This window comes from Roseomonas sp. BN140053 (assembly GCF_047690175.1).
Lineage (GTDB): Bacteria > Pseudomonadota > Alphaproteobacteria > Acetobacterales > Acetobacteraceae > Roseomonas.
The window spans coordinates 122,337-144,185 of record NZ_JBLLEB010000006.1 but is presented as its reverse complement, the minus strand read 5'-3'; the positions used below and the strand labels follow the sequence as shown (position 1 = coordinate 144,185).

The window sequence follows — 21,849 nt, the reverse complement described above, 5'->3', positions numbered from 1 at the left end:
GGCTAAAGGCTGCGGGTGCGGAGTTCGTCGGCCGGGGCCAGCAGCCCCGGGGCGCCGTCGCGCAGGAAGCGCGTGCCCTCCACGTCGCCGTTCAGCACGCCGCGCAGGAAAGCCACGGCGAGGCCGGCGGTGCGGGCGTGAAAGGTCGGGTCGGCCCAGCGGGCGCCGGCCCCCTGCTCGTCGGCGAAGGAGGCGTGGACGGCGCCGGCCAGCACCGCCAGCGCGGCCGGGTTCTGCCCACCCTCGAAGGGCTCGCGCCGCTGCACGGCGCGCACGCCCTCGATAAAGCCGTCGTCGGCCGTGCCGGTGACAAACAGCATCGGCGCCACGAAGCCGGCATAGGCCAGCCGCGGCGGCAGCCCCTGCGCCGGGATTGGCGAGAGCGCCACGCCGGCCTTGAGGCGCGGATCGGGCAGGCGCAGCCCACGGCCGCCGCCGGGCAGCCGCTCGCCCAGCATCGCCTGCACCACCCAGGCGCCGTAGGAATGGCCGGCGATGGCGAGGCTGCGCGGGTCGGCGCGCTCCGGCAGGTGGTCCAGCGCGAAGAGCACGTCGCCCAGCCGGTTCACCGCCCCCTGCACGTCCAGCGCCGCCGCTGCCAGGGCCAGGCGGTCGCCGCCGCCGCGCCACAGGCTGTCGTCGCTGCCCACGTGCTGCAGGTGGATGGCCAGGAAGCCCGCCTCCGCCAGCGCGCGGCCGAGATAGCCGAGCCCGTCGCGCGAGCCGCCGAGCCCGTGGCTGATCAGCACCGCCGGCGCGGGTTCGCTCCCGGCCGGTTCGCGGATCAGCACGGGGATGTCGCGGTTGCGGGCGGCGTCGCGCCACACCACCCGCTGCTCGGGCCCCGGCGCGGCGGCGGCGGCCGTGGCGACCAGGGCGACCGGTGCCGCCAGCGCGGCGCGGCGCGTGATCGTGCCGGAGGCTGCCGGCGTGGTCAGAGGGGAATGTCGTAGGTCCGCCATGGCGTGAGCGTCGCCACGCGGTCGTACACCGCGCGGCCCCTGTAATTGTTGTCCGCCGTGATCCAACGGAGAACGGTCCAGCCGCGTCGGCGGCCCTCGTCGGCCACCGCCGCGATCAGGGCGTCGGCGAGCCGTCCGCCACGCATATGGGGGGCCACGAACAGGTCGTCCAGGAAGCCGCCCGTGCTGGCCGAGAGCGGCCGGGCATAGGGCCGGAAATGCGCCAGCCCCACGGCGCGGCCCGCCGCGTCCTCGGCCACCAGCGCCTCCACCTCGTGCGCGGGGTCGTGGATCCAGTTCCAGACGCGCTCGCGCATCTCCGGCGTCTGCGCCACGCGGTAGAAGGCGGCGTAGCCGGCGTAGAGTTCCTCCCAGTCGGCGCGATGCCGCGGCGCGAGCGGGACGACACGCAGGGCATCGGACATGGCAGGCTGCTCCTCGCCACGGTTGGGAATCGGGCGCCGCCCGGCCGGGGCTGGGCGACGCGAACCGTTCTACTCCGCCGCCATCCGCGTTTCGCGCGCGTAGTCTTCCAGCGGCGCGCAGGTGCAGGCCAGGTTGCGGTCGCCGTACACGTTGTCCACCCGCTTCACCGGCGGCCAGTACTTGTTCGCCGCGACCCAGGGCAGCGGAAAAGCCGCCTGCCGGCGGGAATAGGCGTGCGCCCATTCGTCGCCGGTGACTTCCTCCGCCGTGTGCGGCGCGTGCTTCAGCGGGTTGTCGGCGCGGTCGGCGCGGCCGTCCTCCACCGCGCGGATCTCCTCGCGGATGGCGATCATCGCCTCCACGAAGCGGTCCAGCTCGGGCAGCGGCTCGCTCTCGGTGGGCTCCACCATCAGCGTCCCCGCCACCGGCCAGGACATGGTGGGCGCGTGGAAGCCGTAATCCTGCAGCCGCTTGGCGATGTCCTCCACCGCGATCCCGGCGGAAGCCTGGAAGCCGCGGCAGTCCAGGATGCACTCGTGCGCCACCATGCCCTGCCGGCCGCGGTACAGCACGGGGTAGTGCCCTTCCAGCCGGCGGGCCACGTAGTTCGCCGCCAGCACCGCCACCTGCGTGGCGCGCCGCAACCCGGCCGGACCCATCATCCGGATATAGGCGTAGGGGATCGGCAGGATGGAGGCCGAGCCGAAGGGCGCCGCCGACACCGGGCCGAAGCCCGTGTCCGGCCCGGCCTCGGCCAGCAGCGGGTGGTTGGGCAGGTGCGGCGCCAGGTGCGCGGCCACGCCGATCGGCCCCACGCCGGGGCCGCCGCCGCCATGCGGGATGCAGAAGGTCTTGTGCAGGTTCAGGTGGCACACGTCGGCGCCGATGCTGGCCGGGCTGGTCAGCCCGACCTGCGCGTTCATGTTGGCGCCGTCCATGTAGACCTGCCCGCCGTGCCGATGGACGGTGTCGCAGATCTCGCGGATGCCTTCCTCGAACACGCCGTGCGTCGAGGGATAGGTCACCATCAGCGCCGCCAGCGACGCCGCGTGCGCTTCCGCCTTGGCGCGCAGGTCGTCGAGGTCGACGTTGCCGTCGGCGTCGCAGCGCACCACCACCACGCGCATCCCCGCCATCACGGCGGAAGCCGGGTTGGTGCCGTGCGCCGAGGACGGGATCAGGCAAACGTCGCGCCCCGCCTCGCCGCGCGCCCGGTGATAGGCGCGGATCGCCAGCAGCCCGGCATACTCGCCCTGGCTGCCCGCATTGGGCTGCAGCGACACCGCCGCGAAGCCCGTCACCGCGCAGAGCCAGCTTTCCAGCCGCCGCACCAGCGCGAGGTAACCGGGCACCTGGTCGATCGGCGCGAAGGGGTGCGCGTTGCTGAACCCCGGCAGCGTCACCGCCGCCATCTCGGCGGTGGCGTTCAGCTTCATAGTGCAGGACCCCAGCGGGATCATGCTGCGGTTCAGCGCCACGTCGCGGTCTTCCAGCGACTTGAGGTAGCGCAGCATCGCGTGCTCGGAGCGATGGCTGTTGAACACCGCCGCCCCCAGGATGGCGCTGCCCCGCTGCATCGGCGCCACCAGCGGCCGCGGGTCCTCCAGCAGCCCCAGCCCCACCGGCTGCGTGCCGGCGGCCTCGCACAGCGCGGCGCTCAGCGCCACCAGGTCCTGCCGCGTCACCGTCTCGTCCAGCGCGATGCCGACGCAGCCCGCATCCACGCGGCGCAGGTTGAAGCCGCGCGACAGGGCGGCGGCCATCAGCTTGTCCGCCGCGGGCCCCGCCTCGATCGCCAGCGTGTCGAAGTAGCAGGAGAAGCGCAGCCGGAAGCCCGCCTGCCGCGCGCAGTCGGCCAGCAGCCGCGCCTGCAGGTGCACGCGCTGCGCGATGCGCTGCAACCCTTCGGCGCCGTGCCACACCGCGTACATGCCGGCCATCACCGCCAGCAGCACCTGCGCGGTGCAGATGTTGGAGGTCGCCTTCTCGCGGCGGATGTGCTGCTCGCGGGTTTGCAGCGCCAGCCGCATCGCCGGCCGCCCGGCGGCGTCCACCGACACGCCCACGAGGCGGCCGGGGATCAGCCGCTTGTGCGCGTCGCGCACGGCGATGAACGCGGCGTGCGGCCCGCCCCAGCCCATCGGCACGCCGAAGCGCTGCGTCGAGCCCACCACGATGTCGGCGCCCATCTCGCCCGGCGGCGTCAGCAGCACCAGCGCCAGCGGGTCGGCCGCCACGATCGACAGCGCGCCCACCGCCTGCGCGGCCAGGATGTCCTCGCGCAGCGTGCCGCGCACCTCGCCGGTGCTGCCGGGATAGGACAGCACCACCGCGAAAGGCGACCGCTCCGCCACCGCCTCGGCCAGGTCGTTCGGCGCGACGGCGTGGATTTCCCAGCCCAGCGGCTCGGCGCGGGTGCGCAGCACGGCCAGGGTCTGCGGATGCAGGTCGGCCGCGGCCACCACCACGCGGCTGCGCCCCTTGGTGGCGGCATGCGCCAGCGCCACGGCTTCCGCCGCCGCCGTGCCCTCATCGAGCAGGGACGCGTTGGCGACCGGCAGCCCGGTCAGGTCGCACACCACCGTCTGGAAGTTCAGCAGCGCTTCCAGCCGCCCCTGGGCGATCTCCGCCTGATAGGGCGTGTAGGCCGTGTACCAGCCCGGGTTCTCCAGCACGTTGCGCAGGATGACGGGCGGCACGTGGGTGCCGTGGTAGCCCATGCCGATCAGCGACTTCACCGCGGCGTTGCGCGCCGCCAGCCCGGCCAGCTCCGCCATCGCCGTGGCCTCGTCCACCGGCGGCGGCAGGGCGGCCAGCGTGTCGGTGCCCCCCGCGGCGGTGCTGATGGCGGCGGGCACGGTGCGGGCGGCCATGGCGTCCAGGCTGTCGGCGCCGATCGCCCGCAGCATGGTGGCGACCTCCGCCTCGGAGGGGCCGATATGGCGGCGGCTGAAGCTGCCGGCGTCTTCCAACTCGGCGAGGATGCCCAGCACGGTCATTCCGCCGCGACCTTGGCCTCGTAGGCGGCCTCGTCCAGCAGCGCGTCGATCGCGGCCGGGTCGCTGGGGGCGATGCGGAAGAACCAGCCCTCCGCCATCGGCGCCGAGTTCACCAGGCTGGGGTCGTCGACCAGCGCGGCGTTGCTTTCCACGATGCGGCCGGCGATCGGGGCGTAGATGTCGGACGCGGCCTTGACGCTCTCCACCACCGCCACGGCCTCGCCCGCCGCGACCTCGCGCCCGGCCTCGGGCAGTTCCACGAACACCACGTCGCCCAGGGCGGTCTGCGCATGGTCGCTGATGCCCACCACGGCGACGTCGCCCTCCAGGCGGACCCATTCGTGGCTGGGGGCGAAGCGGGTCTCGGTCATGCGGAAACTCCTGCGGCAGGGTTGGCGGCGGCGCGCTTGTAGCGGTGCGGCACGAAGGGGGTCGGGGCGACCCGCGCGGGAACGGCGCGGCCGCGCAGCAGCAGGTCCAGTGCGGTGCCGTCGGCGGCCTGCGGGCGGGACACGTAGCCCATGGCCACCGGCGCGCCCAGCGACGGAGCGTAACCGCCGGAGGTCACCGCCCCCACTGTATGCGCGCCCAGCGCCACCGGCGCCCCGGCGCGCACGGGCTGCCGCCCTTCCACCGCGAAGCCCACGCGCAGGCGCGACGGGCCGTTGTCCAGCTCCGCGCGCACGCGATCGGCGCCGCGGAAATCCCAGGCCATCCGGCGGCGCTTGCCCAGCGTCCAGTTCAGCGCCGCTTCCACCGGGCTGGTGGTCTCGTCCAGGTCCTGGCCGTAGAGGCAGAGCCCGGCTTCCAGCCGCAGGCTGTCGCGCGCGCCCAGCCCGGCGGGGGTCACGCCGGCGCCGTCCACCAGGGCGCGCGCCAGGCGCTCCGCCCCTTCGGCGGGCAGGCTGATCTCGAACCCGTCCTCGCCGGTGTAGCCGGAGCGGCTGATCACCGCCGGGAAGCCGACCAGTTCGCCTTCCAGCACGCCCATGAAGGGCAGCGCGGCCAGGGCGGGCAACAGCGGCGCCAGGGCGGCCTCGGCCCCCGGCCCCTGCACCGCCAGCAGGGCGCGGTCGCGCAGCGGGTCCAGCCGGACGGAGGGCGGCAGCACCGCGCCGACCGCGGCCTCGTCCACCGCCTTGCGCGAGGCGTTGAACACCAGCAGCAGCCGGTCGCCGAGATTGGCCACCATGAAGTCGTCCAGGATGCCGCCGGATTCTGTCAGCAGCAGCCCGTAACGCTGCCGCCCGGGCTTAAGCCCCTGCACGTCGGCAGGGGTCAGCTGTTCCAGGGCACGCGCCGCGTCCGCGCCGCGCAGCTCGGCCTGGCCCATATGCGACACGTCGAAGATCGCCGCCGCGGCGCGGCAGGCGGTGTGTTCCGCCAGGATGCCGGACGGGTACTGCACGGGCATGGAGTAGCCGGCGAAGGGCACCATGCGGGCGTCCTGGGCACGGTGCCAGGGGCCGAGCGGGGTTTCCGGCAGGGGTCCGGCGGCGGTTGTCCCGGGGGCGGTCGGTTCGGCCACGCATCCTCCTTCGCACCGCGGGAATCGCGGCGACCGGAACGTGGCCCCCCTCTGTCCATGGACCTGAGAGATTCGGCCACCCGGTCGGGCAGCCTTTCTCCGTCGGTGCCGACGCGCCCCGTTGGGACGTGCCGGGCTTTCCAGAGCCCCCTTCTCCGCGCGGTCCTGGGTGCCTGAGCGTTTCCGGGGGCCGGTTGCGCCTTCGGCGGGGGCTGGTGGGCCCCGCTCTCCCGCGCGGAAGCGTACGGGGTGCGGCAGTTATGGCACCGGGCTTCCCCGCCGCGCAACGGGCCTGAACCGGGCAGGCCGCCCCAGGGCGGCGCGCGGGCAGCGCGCCGGCGGGGTGCCCGGGCCGCCCGCCGGCGCCACCGCCGCGGAACCGGCTGCCGCGCGCGCCCGGTCCTCCCCGCCGACGCGGGCCGAGGGCGGGGCCGGCCATGGCACGATGGGGCGGATCCGGCATGACGTGCGGGATCTGTCAGAAGACGCGATTCCTGCCACGCGAGCCGTCAGGCTTGACCATCAACGTGTTGATGTTGTACGATTATTCCCGCGACGGCAGTTCCCCGGAACAGCGTCCGGTAAGGAAGTAAGATGGTAAGGAGGTAAGGCGAAGGGCAGCCGGATCGCCCTCCGCCGGGGCCACTCAGGCGGCCACCTCTTCCTCCTCCAGCACCGCATCCTCCTCCGCTTCCAGGGCCGGCTGCTCCGAGGGCTCGAGCCCGAAGCGTAGCGCGACGTCGGGGGCGTAGCGCAGCAGGTCCGGCCGCAGCCGGATCAGCGCGAGGTCCTTCACCTTGCTTTCCAGCATTACGTCGAATTCCAGCCCTTCGGCGAGGCGCATGAAGGTGATGAACTCGAAGGGCTGGCAGAAATCCGCGTGGCCGGTCCAGACCGGCGCCACCGGCACCAGCTTGGTCTTGCCCGTCGCCCGGTCCTTGCGCTTCACCTCGCGCATTTCCGTGCGCGGTGAGGAGAAATGCACCTTGGGCCGCACCCCCTCGGGCCAGCTGCGCAGCACGCGCTCCAGCGCGTCGCGCAGCCCCAGCTTCTCCGGGTTCAGGCACCAGAAATGCTGGTGGTCGAAGATCAGCCGCACGCCGGTGCGTTCGTGGATCCACAGGATGTCGGACACGGAGAAGCGCAGGTCATCGTGTTCCAGCACGAGGCGGCGCTTCACGTGCTCGGGCAGCAGGTTGTTCCAGGTTTCCACCCAGCGGGCGTTGCTGCTGGGTCGGTCGCCGTAGGTGCCGCCGACGTGGATCACCAGCACCGCTTCCGGCCCCAGCCCCATGCGGTCCAGCATCTCGGCCTGCGAGGACAGGTCCCAGATGCTCTTGCGCACCAGCTCCGGGTCGGGGCTGTTCAGCACCACGAACTGCGAGGGATGGAAGCTGAGCCGGATGCCCAGCCGCTTCGCCTTGTCGCCGATCGCGCGCAACTCCGCGTCGCTCTCGGCCACCATGCCGTGGAACTGCGGCATGTCCGGATGCGTCGCGTAGGGCGCGAGGTCGGAGGACATGCGGTACATGCGGATGTCGTGGCGATCGAGGTAGTCCAGCGCCTGGTCGACGTATTCCAGCGACACCTTGAGGTGCGGGTTGGCCTGCCAGCGTCGGGTGTCGTTGCTCTTGATGTCCGGCGCGCCCATCAGCTTCACTGGCACGCCCAGGCGCAGCGGGGTCATGCCGCCACCTGCATCTCGGCGCCGTAGCCCAGCCCGGACACGAAGCTGTTCCAGCCCTCCGCGCGCAGGGCGCCGCCGGTGGCCTGGGCGTGGCCGTTGCCGTAGTTCTCGTCGGCGCCCGCGGGCGCGCGCTCGCGCAGGAACTCGATCAGGTCCACGCCCGTGCCGGAGCGCGCGGCGAAATGCACCCAGCCCGGGCGGTAGCCGGTGTTGGCGGCGATCACGATCTTGTCCTTCAGCCGGCCCTTCCAGGCCTGGGCGATCAAGGGGTGTATCTGGCAGGGCGAGTGTATGCGGATGATCGCCACTTCCCCGGCGATGCGCGGCGGCAGGCGGCGGGCTTCCTCCATCGCCTGCTTCACCTCCTCCTTGGCGGCGAGCAGCAGGGCGGTTTCCGGATGTTCCCCGGACAGGATCTCGCGCGGCCCCTCCGCCTTGAGCAGCAGCGCCAGCGCCGGGGTGGCATCGCCGGAAGCCGCGCGCCGCGGCGCGTTGAGCAGCGACACCGCGTCGCGCAGCACCGTCACGCCGTAGCGGGAACGGGCTTCCGCCATCTCGGCGAAGCCCGACTTCTCCTCTAGGTCGCCGATGATGCCGAGGGCGGCGAGCCACAGCAGGTCGTCGGCCGGCGCCACCGCCCCGGCGCACCAGTAGGCCAGCAGGCTGGAGGTCGGCGTCGGATCCAGCCCGTGGCCGGAGATCACCGTGGCCGCCTCCGGCACGCCCGCGGGAACGTGGTGGTCCACCAGCACCGTCGGCGTGTCCGGCCGCACCGCGCCGGCCCGGATTCCGAGATCGGCCACGACCAGCCCGCCCGTCGGCTGGCCGCGCAGTTCCGCCGCCATCTCGGCCGACCAGGGGTTCTCGCCCCGGCCGAGGATGCGCGGCTGCGCCGGCCGCCCGGCGCGCCCGAGCGCCCGCACGAACAGCGCGGTGGCCGAGAGCCCGTCCGCGTCGTGGTGGCCCAGCACCCGGAGGGGGTCGGGGCCGAAGCCGCCGAACGCCTGCCGGAACGCGCCCTGCCGCTCCGCCACCCAGTGTTCCGGGATCACGGGCAGCCCCGCATCGCGTCGTCGCCCGGCATTCTCGGCAAACCGGCCACCCTTTCCCGTTGCGCCGGCGAAGGGGGTCCGATCCCGAGCGCCGCCGTCGGACAAAGCGGGCGGCGCGCGGCCGGGTTGCGCCCGGCCGGGGCCATCACGCGCGGTTGCGGGGACGGCGCCCCGGGGTTCCGCCGGATCGGTTCAGCGGGACGGCCCCGCCTCGCCGCAGGGAGTCCCGGCGGGCACCGGGAACCAGGGGGCCGGGACGCTCAGCCGCTTCCGGGCAGCGGCGCCGCGGCGGGCTGCACGAAGACGCGGCCGGTGGCGTAGGACACCCACAGGCGGCGGGTGGCGAGCAGATCCGCCCCCAGCACCAGCTCCGCTTCTTCCGGCAGGTCGTCCAGCACGAGGAGCGGCACGTCGCGGAGGACTTCCCGCCCCAGCTGCACCTCGCGGAAGCGCCGCAGCTCGGCGCGCCGGACCTGCGGGCCGAAGCCGCGGACCTCGCTGGTGGCGCCGGGCAGGGCCGCGGCCTCGGGCCCCAGGCGGGACGCGGCGCGGCCGGAAATCAGGCTGCGGCTGGCCCCGGTGTCCAGGATCGCCGGCAGTTCCACCCCGTTCACCCGCAGCCTGACCCCCAGGCGCTGGTCCGCCGCCCGCCAGGTCGGCAGGCCCTCGGAGGCGCCGTCCCAGGCCGGGGCGGCCGCGCGGCAGGCTTCGCCCCGGAAGGTGGTCGCGCGCCGTGCCGGCAGGTCCAGCTCGATCTCGGCGCCGGCCAGCGCGTCGCCGCCCAGCACGCCCGAGGCACCGCCGCCGTCCAACCCGTCCAGCACCGGGCTGGGCACCACCGGGGCCGACAGGTTGTCCAGCCGCAAGCCGCCGAATTCCAGCAGCGCCACGGACACGCCGGGCACCACGCCCGCGCCGCCGGCGCCCGGCGCCACCTGGAAGCCGTCCGGCCGCACGGGCAGCCGCAGCCGGGCCGCGCCGGTCGGGGTCAGCGCCAGGCCGGAGGCGCCGGTATCCAGCACCAGCTGCACCGGCCGCCCGTTGATCCGCGCCGGCACCAGGGGCAACCCGGCGGCCAGCGTCAGCGGCACCCGGTCCTCGCGCCCGGCCACGCAGCCCGGGCCGGCCGCGCAGGCGGCCGGGGCCAGCAGCAGCACCGCCAGCACCGCGCGCCGGGCCTCGCGGGCCGCGGCGGCGGGGCGTCGCGCGGCCCGAGCCGCGGAACTCACCGGGTGCCGCGCTGCCGATTCAGCGCCAGTTCCTCCGGCGTCAGCACGAAGCCCAGCAGCACGGTGCGCCCGGCCGCTTCCTGCGGGCTGCCGGGAATGCGGATGGACAGCTCCTCGCCCCGCGTCTGCACCCGGTTCACGTTGGCGGGGAAGCTGACCTCGGCGGCATAGGCCTCCCGTGCCAGCACCTGCCGCTCGTCGCCCGACACCACCGCCACGAGGTAAGGCAGCGAGGCGGTGCGGCCGGTGGCGCCGGGGCCGCGCTCGGCCGACAGGCTCAGCGTCAGGGTGACGTCCAGCCCGTCGCGCCGGGGGGCGTAGTCGCACTTGGCCTGGAACCCCACCAGCCGGGCGTCCAGCTCCATGTTGGACAGGTCGCGCGGACCGCCGGCGCGGAAGCGCGTCAGGTCGGCGGCCTCCCCCAGCAGGGCAACGCGCGGACAGGGCGCGGTGGCGTTGGCCAGCAGGTTGGGCGCGCCCGTGGACCCGCCGCCGCAGCCGGCCAGCCCGGTCGCGGCGAGCCCGAGAAACAGCCCGCCCGCGATGCGTCCCCGAATGGCCATGCGAAAAACACTCCCCCTGTCGCCGAATCCCTGGGGCGGCTAGGTTGCGGTGCACCCGGCCGGGTGACCATCTCCCGGTGCCTGCTGCCCCGAACACGGCCCGAGAACTGGCACGAGATGACCCCCGACGCCAACCTGACCGACGCCCCGACCCTGCCGCCGGCGCCCGAGGCCCCGGCCCCCAAGCCCCGGCTGAACGTGCTGCTGGCCGGGCCGCGCGGCTTCTGCGCCGGCGTGGACCGCGCCATCAAGATCGTGGAGGAGGCGCTGCACCGCCACGGCTCCCCGGTCTACGTGCGCCACGAGATCGTCCACAACCGCTTCGTGGTGGAACGGCTGGAGGAGCTGGGCGCCGTGTTCGTCGAGGAGCTGAGCGAGATCCCCGATGACGGGCAGCCCGTGGTGTTTTCCGCCCACGGCGTGCCGAAATCGGTCCCCGCGGACGCCCGCTCGCGCAACATGTTCTTCCTGGACGCCACCTGCCCGCTGGTCAGCAAGGTCCACCGGGAAAGCGAGCGGCACTTCGCCACCGGCCACCACATCCTGCTGATCGGCCATGCCGGCCACCCCGAGGTGATCGGCACCATGGGCCAGCTGCCCGAGGGTGCCGTGACGCTGGTGGAGGATGCCGACCAGGCTCGCACGGTGGTGCCGCCCCCCGGCCCCCTCGCCTTCACCACGCAGACCACCCTGTCGGTGGACGACACGGCCGAGATCGTGGCGGTGCTCAAGGAGCGCTTCCCGAGCCTGACCGGCCCGACCAAGGAAGACATCTGCTACGCCACCACCAACCGGCAGGCCGCCGTCAAGGCAATCGCCGACCGGTCGGAGCTGATGGTGGTGGTCGGTGCCCCCAACTCCTCCAACTCCGTCCGCCTGCGCGAGGTGGCGGAGCGCGCCGGCTGCCCGCGCGCCATCCTGGTGCAGCGCGGCCGCGACCTGGACCCCGCCCTGGCGGACGGGCTGGGCACGGTGGGCATCACCGCCGGCGCCAGCGCCCCGGAAGTGCTGGTGGAGGAAGTGCTGGCCCGCCTGCGCACCCGCTTCGACGTGCGGATCGAGGAAGTCGTGGTGGCGCGGGAGGGGATCACCTTCAAGCTGCCCGCCGCCCTGCAAGCGTAATGGCGGTCTACACGGAGGTTTCGCCGGAGGCGCTGGCCGCCTTCCTGGAGGACTACGCCCTGGGCGCGCCGCTGGCGCTGCACGGCATCGCGGAGGGCGTGGAGAACAGCAACTTCCTGCTCCGCACCACGGGCGGCGCGCTGGGCGACACCTTCGTGCTGACGCTCTACGAGAAGCGCGTGGACCCGGCGGAGCTGCCCTGGTTCATCGGCCTGATGCGGCACCTTGCCGCGGGGGGAGTGGACTGCCCGCAGCCCGTGGCGGCCCGCGACGGTGAGGCACTGCGCCAGCTGGCCGGGCGCCCGGCCGCGATCTGCACCTTCCTGCAGGGCAGCGGCCTGCGCGACCCCACCGTGGCGCAATGCGCCGAGCTCGGCCACGCCATGGCCGGGCTGCACGCGGCCGGGCGCGGCTTCGCGGCGGAACGGCTGAACTCCATGGGGCCGGGGAGCTGGGAGCCGCTGCTGCACCGCTGCCGCGGCGCCGGCGACACCGTGCTGCCCGGCCTTTGCGCGGAGCTGGACGCGCAGCTGTCGAATGTTCTGCGACGCTGGCCCACCCCGGGATCGCTGCCGCGCGGCCACATCCACGCCGACCTGTTCCCCGACAACGCCTTCTTCCAGGGCGAGAGACTGACGGGGATCATCGACTTCTACTTCGCCTGCACGGACATGCTGGCCTACGACCTCGCCGTCTCGCTCAACAGCTGGTGCTTCGACCAGGCGCTGCGCTTCGACCCCGCCCGTGCCCGGGCCATGCTGGACGCCTACGACGCGCAGCGGCCGTTGACCGCCGCGGAACGCGACGCGCTGCCGGTGCTCTGTGCCGGGGCGGCGCTGCGCTTCCTGCTGACGCGCTTGTATGACTGGACGCACCGGCCGCCGGGCGCGCTGGTCACCCCCAAGGACCCGCTGCAATTCCTGGCGCGGCTGCGCCACTTCGCCCAGAGCGAGGAGATCGCCGCCCATGTCGGATGAAGCCGCCACCGCCGTGGAGATCTGGACCGACGGAGGGTGCAAGCCCAACCCCGGCCCCGGCGGCTGGGCCGCCATCCTGCGCTTCAACGGCCATGAGCGGGAATTGACCGGCGGCGACGCGGCCACCACCAACAACCGCATGGAACTGACGGCGGCCGCCGCGGCGCTGGAAGCCCTGAAGCGCCCCTGCCAGGTGGTGCTGCACACGGACAGCGAATACGTCCGCAACGGCATCTCGCGCTGGGTGAACGGCTGGGTGCGCAACGGCTGGAAAACCGCGGCCAAGGAGCCGGTGGCGAATTACGAGCTGTGGCAGCGCCTGCTGGCCGCGGCCAAGCCGCACGCGGTGGAATGGCGCTGGGTGCGCGGCCATGCCGGTAATCCCATGAACGAGCGGGCCGACCAACTCGCCACCGCCGCGCGGGACGCTGCTGCCAAGACGCGCTTGCCGGGAAGCACCTGACTTCGGCCCTGACGGGTGATCCTGACGGGCGATCGCCATGCGCCCCGCCACGGCGGACGGGGCGATGCGCTGCCTCAGGTGTAGCCCTTGGCGTTCTCGCGCTCGCGCGCCACGTCGCTGTCATCCGCCACGCCGGAGGTGGTCGGCGGCGCATCACCGGACTGCGCAGCACCGGGTTGCGCGGTGCCGGCCTGGGCACCAGCGGAAGGCCCGCCGCCCTCCTGCGGGTCACCGTCCCCGGAAGCCGCCGTCCCGGCCTGGCTTTCGGCCAGGTTGAAGTCGAAGGCGCCGTTCTGGCTTTGCCACTGCTGCACGGTCAGCACCTTGGCGCCGCCGCGGCTCTCATGCGGCCCATGCACCACCCCGGCCGCGTGGGTGAGAAAGGCACCCGCCCCGAGCGTTTCGCCGGCCTCGATCAGGTCACCCTCCAGGACGTAGTGCATCTCGGCGCCGGCCTTGTGGAAATGGGCCGGGATCTTTCCGCCGGCCGGCAGGTGCACGATCGTGGTCACCACGCCCCTGTTCTGGCCCTCGTTGAGGATCTGGATTCGGAACTGCCCTTCGGCTCCGGGGATGTCGAAGGGCGTGGCCTCGATGCTCTCGGCGGCGAGTTTCAGCTTCTCTGCGTCCATCAGGCGGTCCTCCGGCGGGTTGTGGGCACAACGCCGTCATTTCGTGACCAACCGCCGGTTGGCCTGTCACATGGACGCGAGTGCGCCGGCCTTCGCCACGCCAGCCCCGGCAGCTGACAAACGGGGCGACCGGGCTACCGCCGGATCGCCCCCGCCCGCTTCAGGCGGCCCGCAGGTGTTCCAATAGCCGCGGCATCAGTTCCACGAGGTTGCAGGGCTTGTGCCGGCTGTCGAGCTGGAAGCGCAGGATGTCGTCCCAGCCATCCTTCACCGCGCCCGTGCTGCCCGGCAGGGCGAAAAGATAGGTCCCGCCCGCCACGCCGCCGATCGCCCGCGACTGGATCGTGGAGGTACCGATCTTGGCGTAGCTCAGCATCCGGAACAGTTCGCCGAAGCCGGTGATCTCCTTTTCCAGCACCCGCCCAAAGGCTTCCGGCGTCACGTCGCGGCCGGTGATGCCGGTGCCACCCGTGGTGATGCCGACATCGATCTGCGGGTCGGCGATCCAGCGGCGCAGCACGGCCTCGATGGCGTCCGGCTCGTCGCGCACGATCTCCCGCGCCGCGAGGCGGTGGCCTGACGCCTCGATCCGCTCCGCCAGGGTCTGGCCGGAACGGTCGCTGGCCAGGTCGCGCGTGTCGCTGACCGTCAGCACGGCGATGTTCACGGGCAGGAAGGGCAGGCTCTCGTCGATCGGCATGGCACGACGCTCCGGAAGAACTGGGCGCGGGACAGCCACCGCGAAACACGGCCGCGCCACGCGCGCTGCGGGACAGGACGCCCAGCAGATAGGCGGGCCGGGGTGCCGGGACGAGGGCGCCCGGCGCGGAACTCAGTGCCGCAGCGCCTCGGTCGGCCGCAGCCCGCCCACCTCGATGCCGCGCCAGTTCCGCAGCACCGGCCGGGCGAGCGGCTCCACCGCGGCGCGCTCGGCGTCCGAGAGCGGCAGCAGCCGCAGCAGCAGGGAGGCCATCACCACCTCCGCCGCGCGGCCGGCGCCGTCGTCGCACTTGATCGCGATGCCCAGGCCCAGCTCGGGCAGGCTGGCGCAGAACACGCCCTCGGCCCCCACCTTGGTGAAGGCTCGCGGGCCCAAGGCCGTCATCAGCACCGTGTCGCTGCGCCCGGTGCCCGCCACCATGAAGGGATTGGCCGCCACCGCCGCCCGCAGCCGCTGAAAGGCCGCTGCCCGCACCGGCCCCTGCCCCCGCCCGGTGCCGACCCGAGCGAAGCCCAGCGCCAGGGCGCGCAGCGGCACCGCGTAGGTGGGGATGGAGCAACCGTCCGTGCCGCGGTCCTCCTCCCGCGCCGTGAAGCCGGTGACCTCGTCCATGGCGGCCTTCACCGCGCGCTGCACGGGGTGTTCGGGAAGGACGTAGCCCGCCACCGCCTCGCCCCGCGCGCAGGCCGAGCACAGGAAGCCGGAATGCTTGCCAGAACAGTTGTTGTGCAGCGCGGTGGCCTCCGCGCCGCTGCGGGCCAGGGCGCGGGACGCTTCGGCGTTGGAGGGCCAGTGCACGCCGCATTCCAGCGCGTCGCGGTCCAGCCCGGCCTTGCGCAGCATGCTGGCCGCGGCCTCGGCATGCGCGGGCTCCCCGGAATGGGAAGCGCAGGCCAGGGCCAGCTCGGCCTCCGTCAGGCCGTAGCGGTCGGCCGCGCCGCTCTCGATCAGCGGCAGGGCCTGGATTACCTTGACCGCCGAGCGCGGAAACACCGGCCGTTCCACGTCGCCCAGCGCCAGCACCAGCCCGCCATCCGCGTCGGCCACGGCCAGGGCGCCGGCATGGCGCGACTCCACGCGGGGACCGCGGAACACCTCGACGAGTTCGGGATCGGGCAAGGCCGGGCTCCTCAGCGCGTGGACACGGTGCGCACGCCGTCGCGCGACACCATGCGCTCCAGCTCGCCCGGCGTGGTGAAGCGCGGAAAAGCGCCGGCCGCCATGGCGTCCAGGCTGGCCGAGGGCAGGCCCAGGCGGCTCGCGTAGATCCAGGAATAGGCCAGCACGCGCTGCACGAAGGTGCGGGTCTCGTCCAGCGGGATGGATTCGATGAACAGGAAGGGGTCGTCGCGGTGGCCGTTGCTGGGCTGCCAGCGCTGCACCGCGCCGGGACCCGCGTTGTAGGAGGCCAGCATGCGGATCAGGTTGCCATCCGTGCTGTCCAGCCGCGCCAGGTGGTGCAGGTAGCGCTGCCCGATATCCAGGCTGAAGGACGGGTCGTGCAGCCGCTGCATCCCCGCCGCCGTCGCCAGGGAAGGATCGCCCGCCATGAAGGAGGCCGTGGCGGGCATCAGCTGCATCAGCCCGCGCGCGCCGGCCGGGGACACGGCGCCGGCGTCGAAGTTGGATTCCTGCCGCACCAGCGCGTAGAGCAGCGCCGGATCGACGCGGAAGCCGCCGGCCGGGTCCAGCCGCGGCACGGGGAAGCGGGCGAAGTCGCGCGGCCGCCCATCGACGGTCTGCGCCAGGCCGGCGATCTGCGCGGCGAACTCGGTCATGCCCGATTGCGTCGCCACCGCCAGGCTGGCGCGGCTCAGCACCGGGTTGTTCTGCACCGCCGGCCACAGGCGGCGCAGCTCGGCCTCGGCCCGGGCGTTCTGCCCGATCTGCAACAGCGCCAGGGCGCGCCAGCCGCCGGCGGTTTCGGCCAGGGCGGCGGATTCCGCCTCCCCCGCCAGGTCGCGTTCCCAGGCGAAGCCGGGCGGCAGGCCCAGGGCGCGGCGGGCTACGAGGCCGTAGAAGGTGCGCGGCTCCTGCGCCGCCTGCAGCATCCAGGGCACATAGAGCTGCGGCTTGCGTGCCCGTACCGCGGCCCGCGCCGTCCACAGCGCCGCCGCCGAGCGCAGCACCGCGGGGCCGTCATCGGCCCGCGCCGCGGCCTCGAAATACGGGAGGGCGATGTCGAAGAAGCCGCGGCCCCAGGCGGCCAGCCCGGCCACGAAGGGTGCCAAGGACTGGTTGGGGCTGGCGCGGGTGGCCGCGGCGGCGATGCGGAAGGCGTCGTCGTCCTTGCCCTGCTGGAACAGGGTCTGCGCCAGTTCCGCCTGCAACAGGGAGGCATAGGCTGGCGTCATGCCGCGGGTGTTGCTGATCAGCCGCAGCGCGGCCTCCGACTCCCCCGCCTGGGCGCGCTCGCGCACGGAACGGTCCAGGGCCGGGTTGCGCACCACGGCGCGGGCGGGCGGCACCTGTTCTTCCGGCGGCGTGTCGGGCGCGCTGGCGGACAGGGCGGCATCCGGCGGGGCGGGCGGCAGGCTGACGCCGCGCGGGGTACGGCTGGACAGCAGCGCGTAGATGCGGGGGGCGTCCGGATGGTCCGCGTTTTCCGCCAGCCAGGCGTAGAGCTCCGCCGTGGCCGGCTCCGGCGCGCCGGGGCGCAACCACCGATCGGCCAGGACGTGGCCCACCAGCCGCCGGTCGTCCAGCCGCTCCATCTCCAAAGCCGCGGCCGGCACGTCGCCGCGGGCCTGGGCTTCGAAGATGTGGCGCAGGCGTGCAGCGTCCGAGGGCGCCAGCGGCTGCGGCAGGCCGCCCGCATTGCCGCGCGACCGCACCGCCGGGGCCAGCGCCATCTCGGAGGCCCCGGGCAGGCGGGCGGTGGCCGGGCGCAGCGTCGCCACGGCGCGGCTGGGCGCTGGCCGGGTGGCCGCGCTGCGCACGGGCACGTCGCGGCGGCTGCGGGCGGAGGCCGCTTCCGTGGCCATCGCGACCCGGGGCGACCAGCCGCACAGCACGGAGGCGAGGAGCACGAGCCCGACCCGCCCCGCTCGGCGGAACCTCCCGCTGCGGGCCTTGGGCCGGCGCTGATGGGCCCTGCGAAGGGGCAGAAGGTCGCGAACGGCTCCCATGACCCGAGGGGTTAGCGGCGGGTTACCCCTGGGCGCAACCCCCTTGGCTGAGATTATTCCCATATTTTGAGACAATGCCGGCGGCAAACTGCCACTTCGGCGTGCGTGCGGCTTCACGAATGCGTCAGCCGGCGTCCAGCGTTTGCCGCAGCAGCAGCAGGTCCTGCCATGCATCCCGCTTGGCTGCGGGCTGCCGCAGCAGGTAGGCGGGATGCAGGGTGGCCAGCGTCGGGATGCTCTGCCCCTCCACCTCCAAGCGCATCCAGCGGCCGCGCAGCCGGGTGATCCCCTCCTTGGCACCCAGCAGCGCCTTGGCCGCCGTGCCTCCCAGCAGCACGAGGTGACGCGGCCGGGCCAGGGCAATGTGGCGGCGGGCAAAGGGCAGGAACAGCGACACTTCGGCATCCGTGGGGGTGCGGTTGCCCGGCGGACGCCAGCACAGGATGTTGGTCAGGTAGAAGTCGCGCTCGCGGTGCAGGCCGATGCTGTTCACCATGCGGTCCAGCAACCGGCCGGACACGCCGACGAAGGGCTTGCCCAGCCGGTCCTCGTCCGCGCCCGGCGCTTCGCCGATCATCATCAGCCCGCTTTCCGCCACACCGTCGGAGAAGACGATGTTGGTAGCGGTGTCGCGCAGCGAGGCCTCGTAGGCCTGCATCGCCGCCTTGAGCGCGTCCAGGCTATCGGCCCCGGCGGCCAGCTCCGCCGCCCGCAGCGCCGCCGGGGTCAGGGCCGAAGGCACGGCCGCCGCCACGGCGCGACGCGGTGCGGCGGGCACTGCCGCCGGCGCCAGCAGGGCTCCCTGGGCCGGCGCAGCCGCGACCGACCGCGGCGGCGCCATGGCCCGCAGCTCGGCGGGACGCGCGGCCGTGCGGTCGAGCGGCAGGTCCTCCAGCGCCTCGTCCGCGCCCCAGTGCAGCTGCAGCGCCAGCGCGGCCCGCAGCGAAGCGGCCTCTGCGTTCTCCATGGCGGTGATATCGGCCCTCCCCAGGGTTCCGCACAACCGGCCCCGGCCTTACATGCTGGAATCCGCAACAGTTGAGATGGAGGGCACCCGGCCTTGACCGAGCGCGAAAGCATGGAATTCGACGTGCTGATCGTCGGCGCCGGCCCGGCCGGGCTGGCCGCGGCCATCCGGCTGAAGCAGGTCGCGCCCGACGCCTCGGTCTGCGTGGTGGAGAAGGGCTCCGAGGTCGGAGCGCATATCCTGTCGGGCGCGGTGATGGAGCCGCGCGCCCTGGACGAGCTGCTGCCGGACTGGCGCGACGACCCGCCAGCGCTGGCCACCCCAGCCACCGCCGACAGCTTCGTGCTGCTGACGGAAAAGCGCGCCTTCCGGCTGCCCACGCCGCCGCAGATGCACAATGCCGGCAACTACGTGGTGTCGCTGGGCAACGTGTGCCGCTGGCTGGGCGCCAAGGCCGAGGCGCTCGGGGTGGAGATCTACCCGGGCTTCGCCGCTTCCGAGACCATCATCGAGGACGGGCCGGACGGCCGCCAGGTCCGCGGCGTGGTGGCGGGGGTGATGGGCATCACCCGCGAAGGCGAGGAAGGCCCCAACTTCCAGCCCGGCATGGAACTGCGCGCCACCTACACCCTGTTCGGCGAAGGCTGCCGCGGCTCCCTGACCCAGACGCTGGAAGTCGAGTACAGCCTGCGCCAGGACGCTCTTCCTCAGACCTACGCGCTGGGCATCAAGGAGCTCTGGGAAATCCCCAAGGAGCAGCACACCCCTGGCCTGGTGTGGCATTCCACTGGCTGGCCCCTGCCCTCCGACACCTATGGCGGTTCCTGGCTCTACATGCTGGGCGAGAACCTGGTTTCCATCGGCTTCGTGGTGGGGCTGGACTATCCCAACCCCTGGCTGGCGCCCTTCGAGGAGTTCCAGCGCTTCAAGACGCACCCAGCCGTGCGCAAGTTCCTCCAGGGCGGCAAGCGCATCGCCTACGGCGCCCGCGCGCTGAACGAGGGCGGCTGGCAGGCCGTGCCGCGCCTGGCCTTCCCCGGCGGCGTGCTGATCGGCGACGGCGCGGGCTTCCTGAACGTGCCCAAGATCAAGGGCACCCACCTGGCCATGAAGTCCGGCATGCTGGCCGCCGAGGCCGCCGCCGAAGCCCTGGCCGGCGACAAGCGCGCGGTGCTGGACGCCTATCCGCGCGCCATCAACGATTCCTGGGTGGCCGCCGAGTTGAAGGGCGTGCGCAACATCCGCCCCGGCTTCGCCAAGCTGGGCTTCTGGGGCGGCATGGCCAATGCGGCGCTGGACACCTACGTGCTGCGGGGCAAGGCGCCCTGGACCATGAAGCACCATGCCGACCACGAGATGCTCCGCGACGCCGCCAAGTCCCCGCGCATCCGGTATCCCAAGCCGGACGGGGTGCTGAGCTTCGACCGGCTGAGCAGCGTGTTCCTGAGCAACACCAACCACGAGGAGGACCAGCCGGCCCACCTCAAGCTCAAGGACCCCGCAGTCTGGAAGACGGTGAACTGGGACCGCTTCCGCTCGCCGGAAAGCCGCTACTGCCCGGCCGCCGTCTACGAGGCGGTGGGGCCGGAGGCCGAGCGGGAGCTGAAGGGCGAACCCGATCCGCAGGCGCTGGAAGCGCCGGGCGGCGAGAGCGCGCCGGCCGAAGCGGGCGACACCGGGGCGCGGCTGGTGATCAACGCGCAGAACTGCGTCCACTGCAAAACCTGCGACATCAAGGATCCCACCCAGAACATCGTCTGGACCACCCCCGAAGGCGGCGGGGGCCCCAACTACATCGGCGGCATGTGAGGCGGCCGCCCTGCCGCGCTCAGCGCGGCAGGGCGTGGTCCTTGTAGTCGGCCCAGGCATCGCCGAGCTGCCGCAGCGCGGCTTCTTCCCGCAGGTCGGCCCAGTGCGCCATCGCGGCCGCAGCCGCGGCCAGGTCTCCGGCGCCCGCCAGCCGGGCGACCATGGCTTTGGCGGTGGCGGCATCGTTGATGGTGCCTAAACGCTCCTGCAATGCCGTGCAGCCCCGCAAGTACCTGTGCACCTTGCGGGACGGAAACAGCCCGCCCAGGAACTCCAGCCCGTAGCGCAGCTTCTTCAGGGACTTGCGCAACGCGTGCAGTTCCTCCACGGGCCGGTGCCGCAGGCCCTTGCCGCGCCGGTGGACCTTGCGCTCCAGCCGCTTCAGCAAGGGCCGGGCGAAATCGGCCAGCGGCGCCGATCCGTCTTCCAGCCCGGCCGGTTCCTCGATCCAGGCGGCGAGGTCCAGAATCAGCCGCGTGAGCGCCGGCTGCGCAAGATCTGCTTCCAGCTCGCGATGCGCGGCGACGCGCTCCGCCTCGGCGAGTTCGCGCAGCTGCGGCAGCCAGGGCGCGGCGGCCGCATCCTCCGCCGCGTCGCGCAGCGTTTCCTCGCAGAACACGTCCCAGTCCCGCGCAGCGCCCAGGGCTTGGCCGAGGCGCTGCAACTCCGCTTCCAGCCGCGCGGTGTTCTCCTTTCCCAGCTTCGGCTCGAAAAGGTTCAGCGCGGCGCGGAGACGGCGAACGGCGACGCGCGCCTGGTGCACGCCCCCCATCTGCCCGGCCCGCGCGGCCGGCAGGTTGGCGAGGAGGTGACGCAGCGCGGTGCCGAGGATGCGGCGTATCCCCTCGGCGGTGCCGATATCCTCGGGCAGTTGCAGGTGCTCCGCCTTCCGCGGGGCAGGCGGCGCGCGGTCGAGCAGTCGCCAGCCGCGCTCGGACTTACTGTCGGTGCTCAGCATGGCGCCGGGCAGCGCGGCGGCGAGATCCGCGGCCAGCCGGTACAGCGCCGCGGGCGCCCCTCGCTTCAGCTCCAGCTCGACCTCGCGGATCGGCTCGCTGCTCTCCGCGGCCCGCAGCACCCCCTCGTCCAGCGCCAGCTCCACCTCGGACCCGTCCACCAGGCGAAGGTGTCGGCGTGTCCGCCGGACATCCGACTCGAACATCGGCTCCAGAGCCGCGGCCAGACCCAGCACCGGCTCGGCCGGCGTACCGGCGAGGCGCTTCAGCTCCGGCGCGTCGCGGTTGATCGGGCTTTCCCATTCCCCACGGCCAAAAGCGGTGCCGTCGCTACGAGACTTCAATGTTTGCACCCGCTTTTCGCCGCTGCGCCGGATCCGCAGCGCGAGGCCGTTGCGCAGCAGGTCGCGGCCGGGGGTATCGAAGTAGATGGACACTTGCCGCCCGGCATCCGGAGCACCGGTTTCCATGCCGTTCAGCCAGGGCAATGCCCCGAGGTCGATGGTCACGGCCTCCGGCAGCACGAGCTTGATCTCCAGCTCGCGGGGGGGCTGTTGTTCAGGATCGGTCATGGTTGCTGGCCAACGTGCCACCACGGGCAGCAGAGGCAACTGACTTAAAACTGTCA

Annotated in this window: 19 protein-coding genes and 2 riboswitches; of the genes, 4 read left to right on the top strand and 15 right to left on the bottom strand. The window is 73.3% G+C overall.

Annotated features, from left to right (window positions below; translation table 11 throughout):
* Positions 1-2 precede the first annotated feature (2 nt).
* From ACLIBK_RS08670 to ACLIBK_RS08630, 9 genes are all read right to left on the bottom strand, one after another.
* A complete protein-coding gene (locus tag ACLIBK_RS08670) occupies positions 3-962 on the bottom strand; it encodes an alpha/beta hydrolase family protein (protein ID WP_415386844.1) in 960 nt (319 codons plus the stop codon).
* The gene (locus ACLIBK_RS08665) at positions 935-1,387 is read right to left on the bottom strand and encodes a GNAT family N-acetyltransferase (protein WP_415386843.1); all 453 of its coding nucleotides are present in this window, start codon (positions 1,385-1,387) and stop codon (positions 935-937) included. The genes ACLIBK_RS08670 and ACLIBK_RS08665 overlap by 28 nt, the downstream gene beginning before the upstream one ends.
* Before the next feature lie 69 nt (positions 1,388-1,456).
* Entirely contained in the window at positions 1,457-4,387 is a 2,931-nt protein-coding gene (gene gcvP, locus ACLIBK_RS08660) for an aminomethyl-transferring glycine dehydrogenase (protein ID WP_415386842.1), read from the bottom strand.
* Positions 4,384-4,758: a glycine cleavage system protein GcvH gene (gcvH, locus tag ACLIBK_RS08655; protein ID WP_415386841.1), complete on the bottom strand. Its 375-nt coding sequence runs from the start codon at positions 4,756-4,758 to the stop codon at positions 4,384-4,386. The genes gcvP and gcvH overlap by 4 nt, the downstream gene beginning before the upstream one ends.
* On the bottom strand, positions 4,755-5,825 hold the full coding sequence (gcvT, locus tag ACLIBK_RS08650) for a glycine cleavage system aminomethyltransferase GcvT (protein ID WP_415386900.1): 1,071 nt from the start codon (positions 5,823-5,825) through the stop codon (positions 4,755-4,757). Before gcvT ends, gcvH begins: the two co-directional genes overlap by 4 nt.
* A gap of 139 nt (positions 5,826-5,964) precedes the next feature.
* A riboswitch (glycine riboswitch) is annotated at positions 5,965-6,061 on the bottom strand.
* Positions 6,062-6,065: 4 nt separating this feature from the next.
* Positions 6,066-6,158: riboswitch (glycine riboswitch) on the bottom strand.
* A 403-nt stretch (positions 6,159-6,561) separates the two neighbouring features.
* Complete coding sequence (gene uvsE / locus ACLIBK_RS08645; protein ID WP_415386840.1) at positions 6,562-7,602, bottom strand: UV DNA damage repair endonuclease UvsE; 1,041 nt, start codon at positions 7,600-7,602, stop codon at positions 6,562-6,564.
* Positions 7,599-8,654, bottom strand: a complete 1,056-nt coding sequence (locus tag ACLIBK_RS08640; protein WP_415386839.1) for a hypothetical protein — start codon at positions 8,652-8,654, stop codon at positions 7,599-7,601. Before ACLIBK_RS08640 ends, uvsE begins: the two co-directional genes overlap by 4 nt.
* A 260-nt stretch (positions 8,655-8,914) precedes the next feature.
* Positions 8,915-9,883: a retropepsin-like aspartic protease gene (locus tag ACLIBK_RS08635; protein ID WP_415386838.1), complete on the bottom strand. Its 969-nt coding sequence runs from the start codon at positions 9,881-9,883 to the stop codon at positions 8,915-8,917.
* Positions 9,880-10,446 carry a hypothetical protein gene (locus ACLIBK_RS08630; RefSeq protein WP_415386837.1) on the bottom strand — a complete coding sequence of 189 codons (567 nt, stop codon included), beginning with the start codon at positions 10,444-10,446 and terminating at the stop codon, positions 9,880-9,882. The genes ACLIBK_RS08635 and ACLIBK_RS08630 overlap by 4 nt, the downstream gene beginning before the upstream one ends.
* Before the next feature lie 117 nt (positions 10,447-10,563).
* On the opposite strand from ACLIBK_RS08630, the gene ispH reads away from it, so the two are divergent.
* The 3 genes from ispH to rnhA are packed head-to-tail and all read left to right on the top strand — an operon-like array spanning position 10,564 to position 13,008.
* Positions 10,564-11,568: a 4-hydroxy-3-methylbut-2-enyl diphosphate reductase gene (gene ispH / locus ACLIBK_RS08625; protein WP_415386836.1), complete on the top strand. Its 1,005-nt coding sequence runs from the start codon at positions 10,564-10,566 to the stop codon at positions 11,566-11,568.
* Complete coding sequence (locus ACLIBK_RS08620; protein ID WP_415386835.1) at positions 11,568-12,545, top strand: homoserine kinase; 978 nt, start codon at positions 11,568-11,570, stop codon at positions 12,543-12,545. The genes ispH and ACLIBK_RS08620 overlap by 1 nt, the downstream gene beginning before the upstream one ends.
* Positions 12,535-13,008, top strand: a complete 474-nt coding sequence (gene rnhA, locus ACLIBK_RS08615; protein ID WP_415386834.1) for a ribonuclease HI — start codon at positions 12,535-12,537, stop codon at positions 13,006-13,008. Before ACLIBK_RS08620 ends, rnhA begins: the two co-directional genes overlap by 11 nt.
* Before the next feature lie 74 nt (positions 13,009-13,082).
* On the opposite strand, the gene ACLIBK_RS08610 is transcribed toward rnhA, so the two are convergent.
* The 5 genes from ACLIBK_RS08610 to ACLIBK_RS08590 all read right to left on the bottom strand — a co-directional run bounded on the left by ACLIBK_RS08610 (position 13,083) and on the right by ACLIBK_RS08590 (position 18,456).
* A complete protein-coding gene (locus ACLIBK_RS08610) occupies positions 13,083-13,640 on the bottom strand; it encodes a cupin domain-containing protein (RefSeq protein WP_415386833.1) in 558 nt (185 codons plus the stop codon).
* A gap of 160 nt (positions 13,641-13,800) precedes the next feature.
* On the bottom strand, positions 13,801-14,340 hold the full coding sequence (gene moaB, locus ACLIBK_RS08605; RefSeq protein ID WP_415386832.1) for a molybdenum cofactor biosynthesis protein B: 540 nt from the start codon (positions 14,338-14,340) through the stop codon (positions 13,801-13,803).
* A 132-nt stretch (positions 14,341-14,472) separates the two neighbouring features.
* The gene (locus ACLIBK_RS08600) at positions 14,473-15,480 is read right to left on the bottom strand and encodes an asparaginase (protein WP_415386831.1); all 1,008 of its coding nucleotides are present in this window, start codon (positions 15,478-15,480) and stop codon (positions 14,473-14,475) included.
* A gap of 11 nt (positions 15,481-15,491) precedes the next feature.
* Positions 15,492-17,390: a transglycosylase SLT domain-containing protein gene (locus tag ACLIBK_RS08595; RefSeq protein WP_415386830.1), complete on the bottom strand. Its 1,899-nt coding sequence runs from the start codon at positions 17,388-17,390 to the stop codon at positions 15,492-15,494.
* 223 nt (positions 17,391-17,613) lie between these two features.
* Positions 17,614-18,456, bottom strand: coding sequence for a uracil-DNA glycosylase (locus tag ACLIBK_RS08590; protein ID WP_415386829.1), 843 nt, complete (start codon positions 18,454-18,456; stop codon positions 17,614-17,616).
* Between the two features lie 111 nt (positions 18,457-18,567).
* Between ACLIBK_RS08590 and ACLIBK_RS08585 the strand changes: the two genes are divergently transcribed.
* Positions 18,568-20,265 carry a 4Fe-4S dicluster domain-containing protein gene (locus tag ACLIBK_RS08585; protein WP_415386899.1) on the top strand — a complete coding sequence of 566 codons (1,698 nt, stop codon included), beginning with the start codon at positions 18,568-18,570 and terminating at the stop codon, positions 20,263-20,265.
* A 19-nt stretch (positions 20,266-20,284) separates the two neighbouring features.
* On the opposite strand, the gene ACLIBK_RS08580 is transcribed toward ACLIBK_RS08585, so the two are convergent.
* Positions 20,285-21,793, bottom strand: a complete 1,509-nt coding sequence (locus ACLIBK_RS08580) for a CHAD domain-containing protein (RefSeq protein WP_415386828.1) — start codon at positions 21,791-21,793, stop codon at positions 20,285-20,287.
* Positions 21,794-21,849 lie beyond the last annotated feature (56 nt).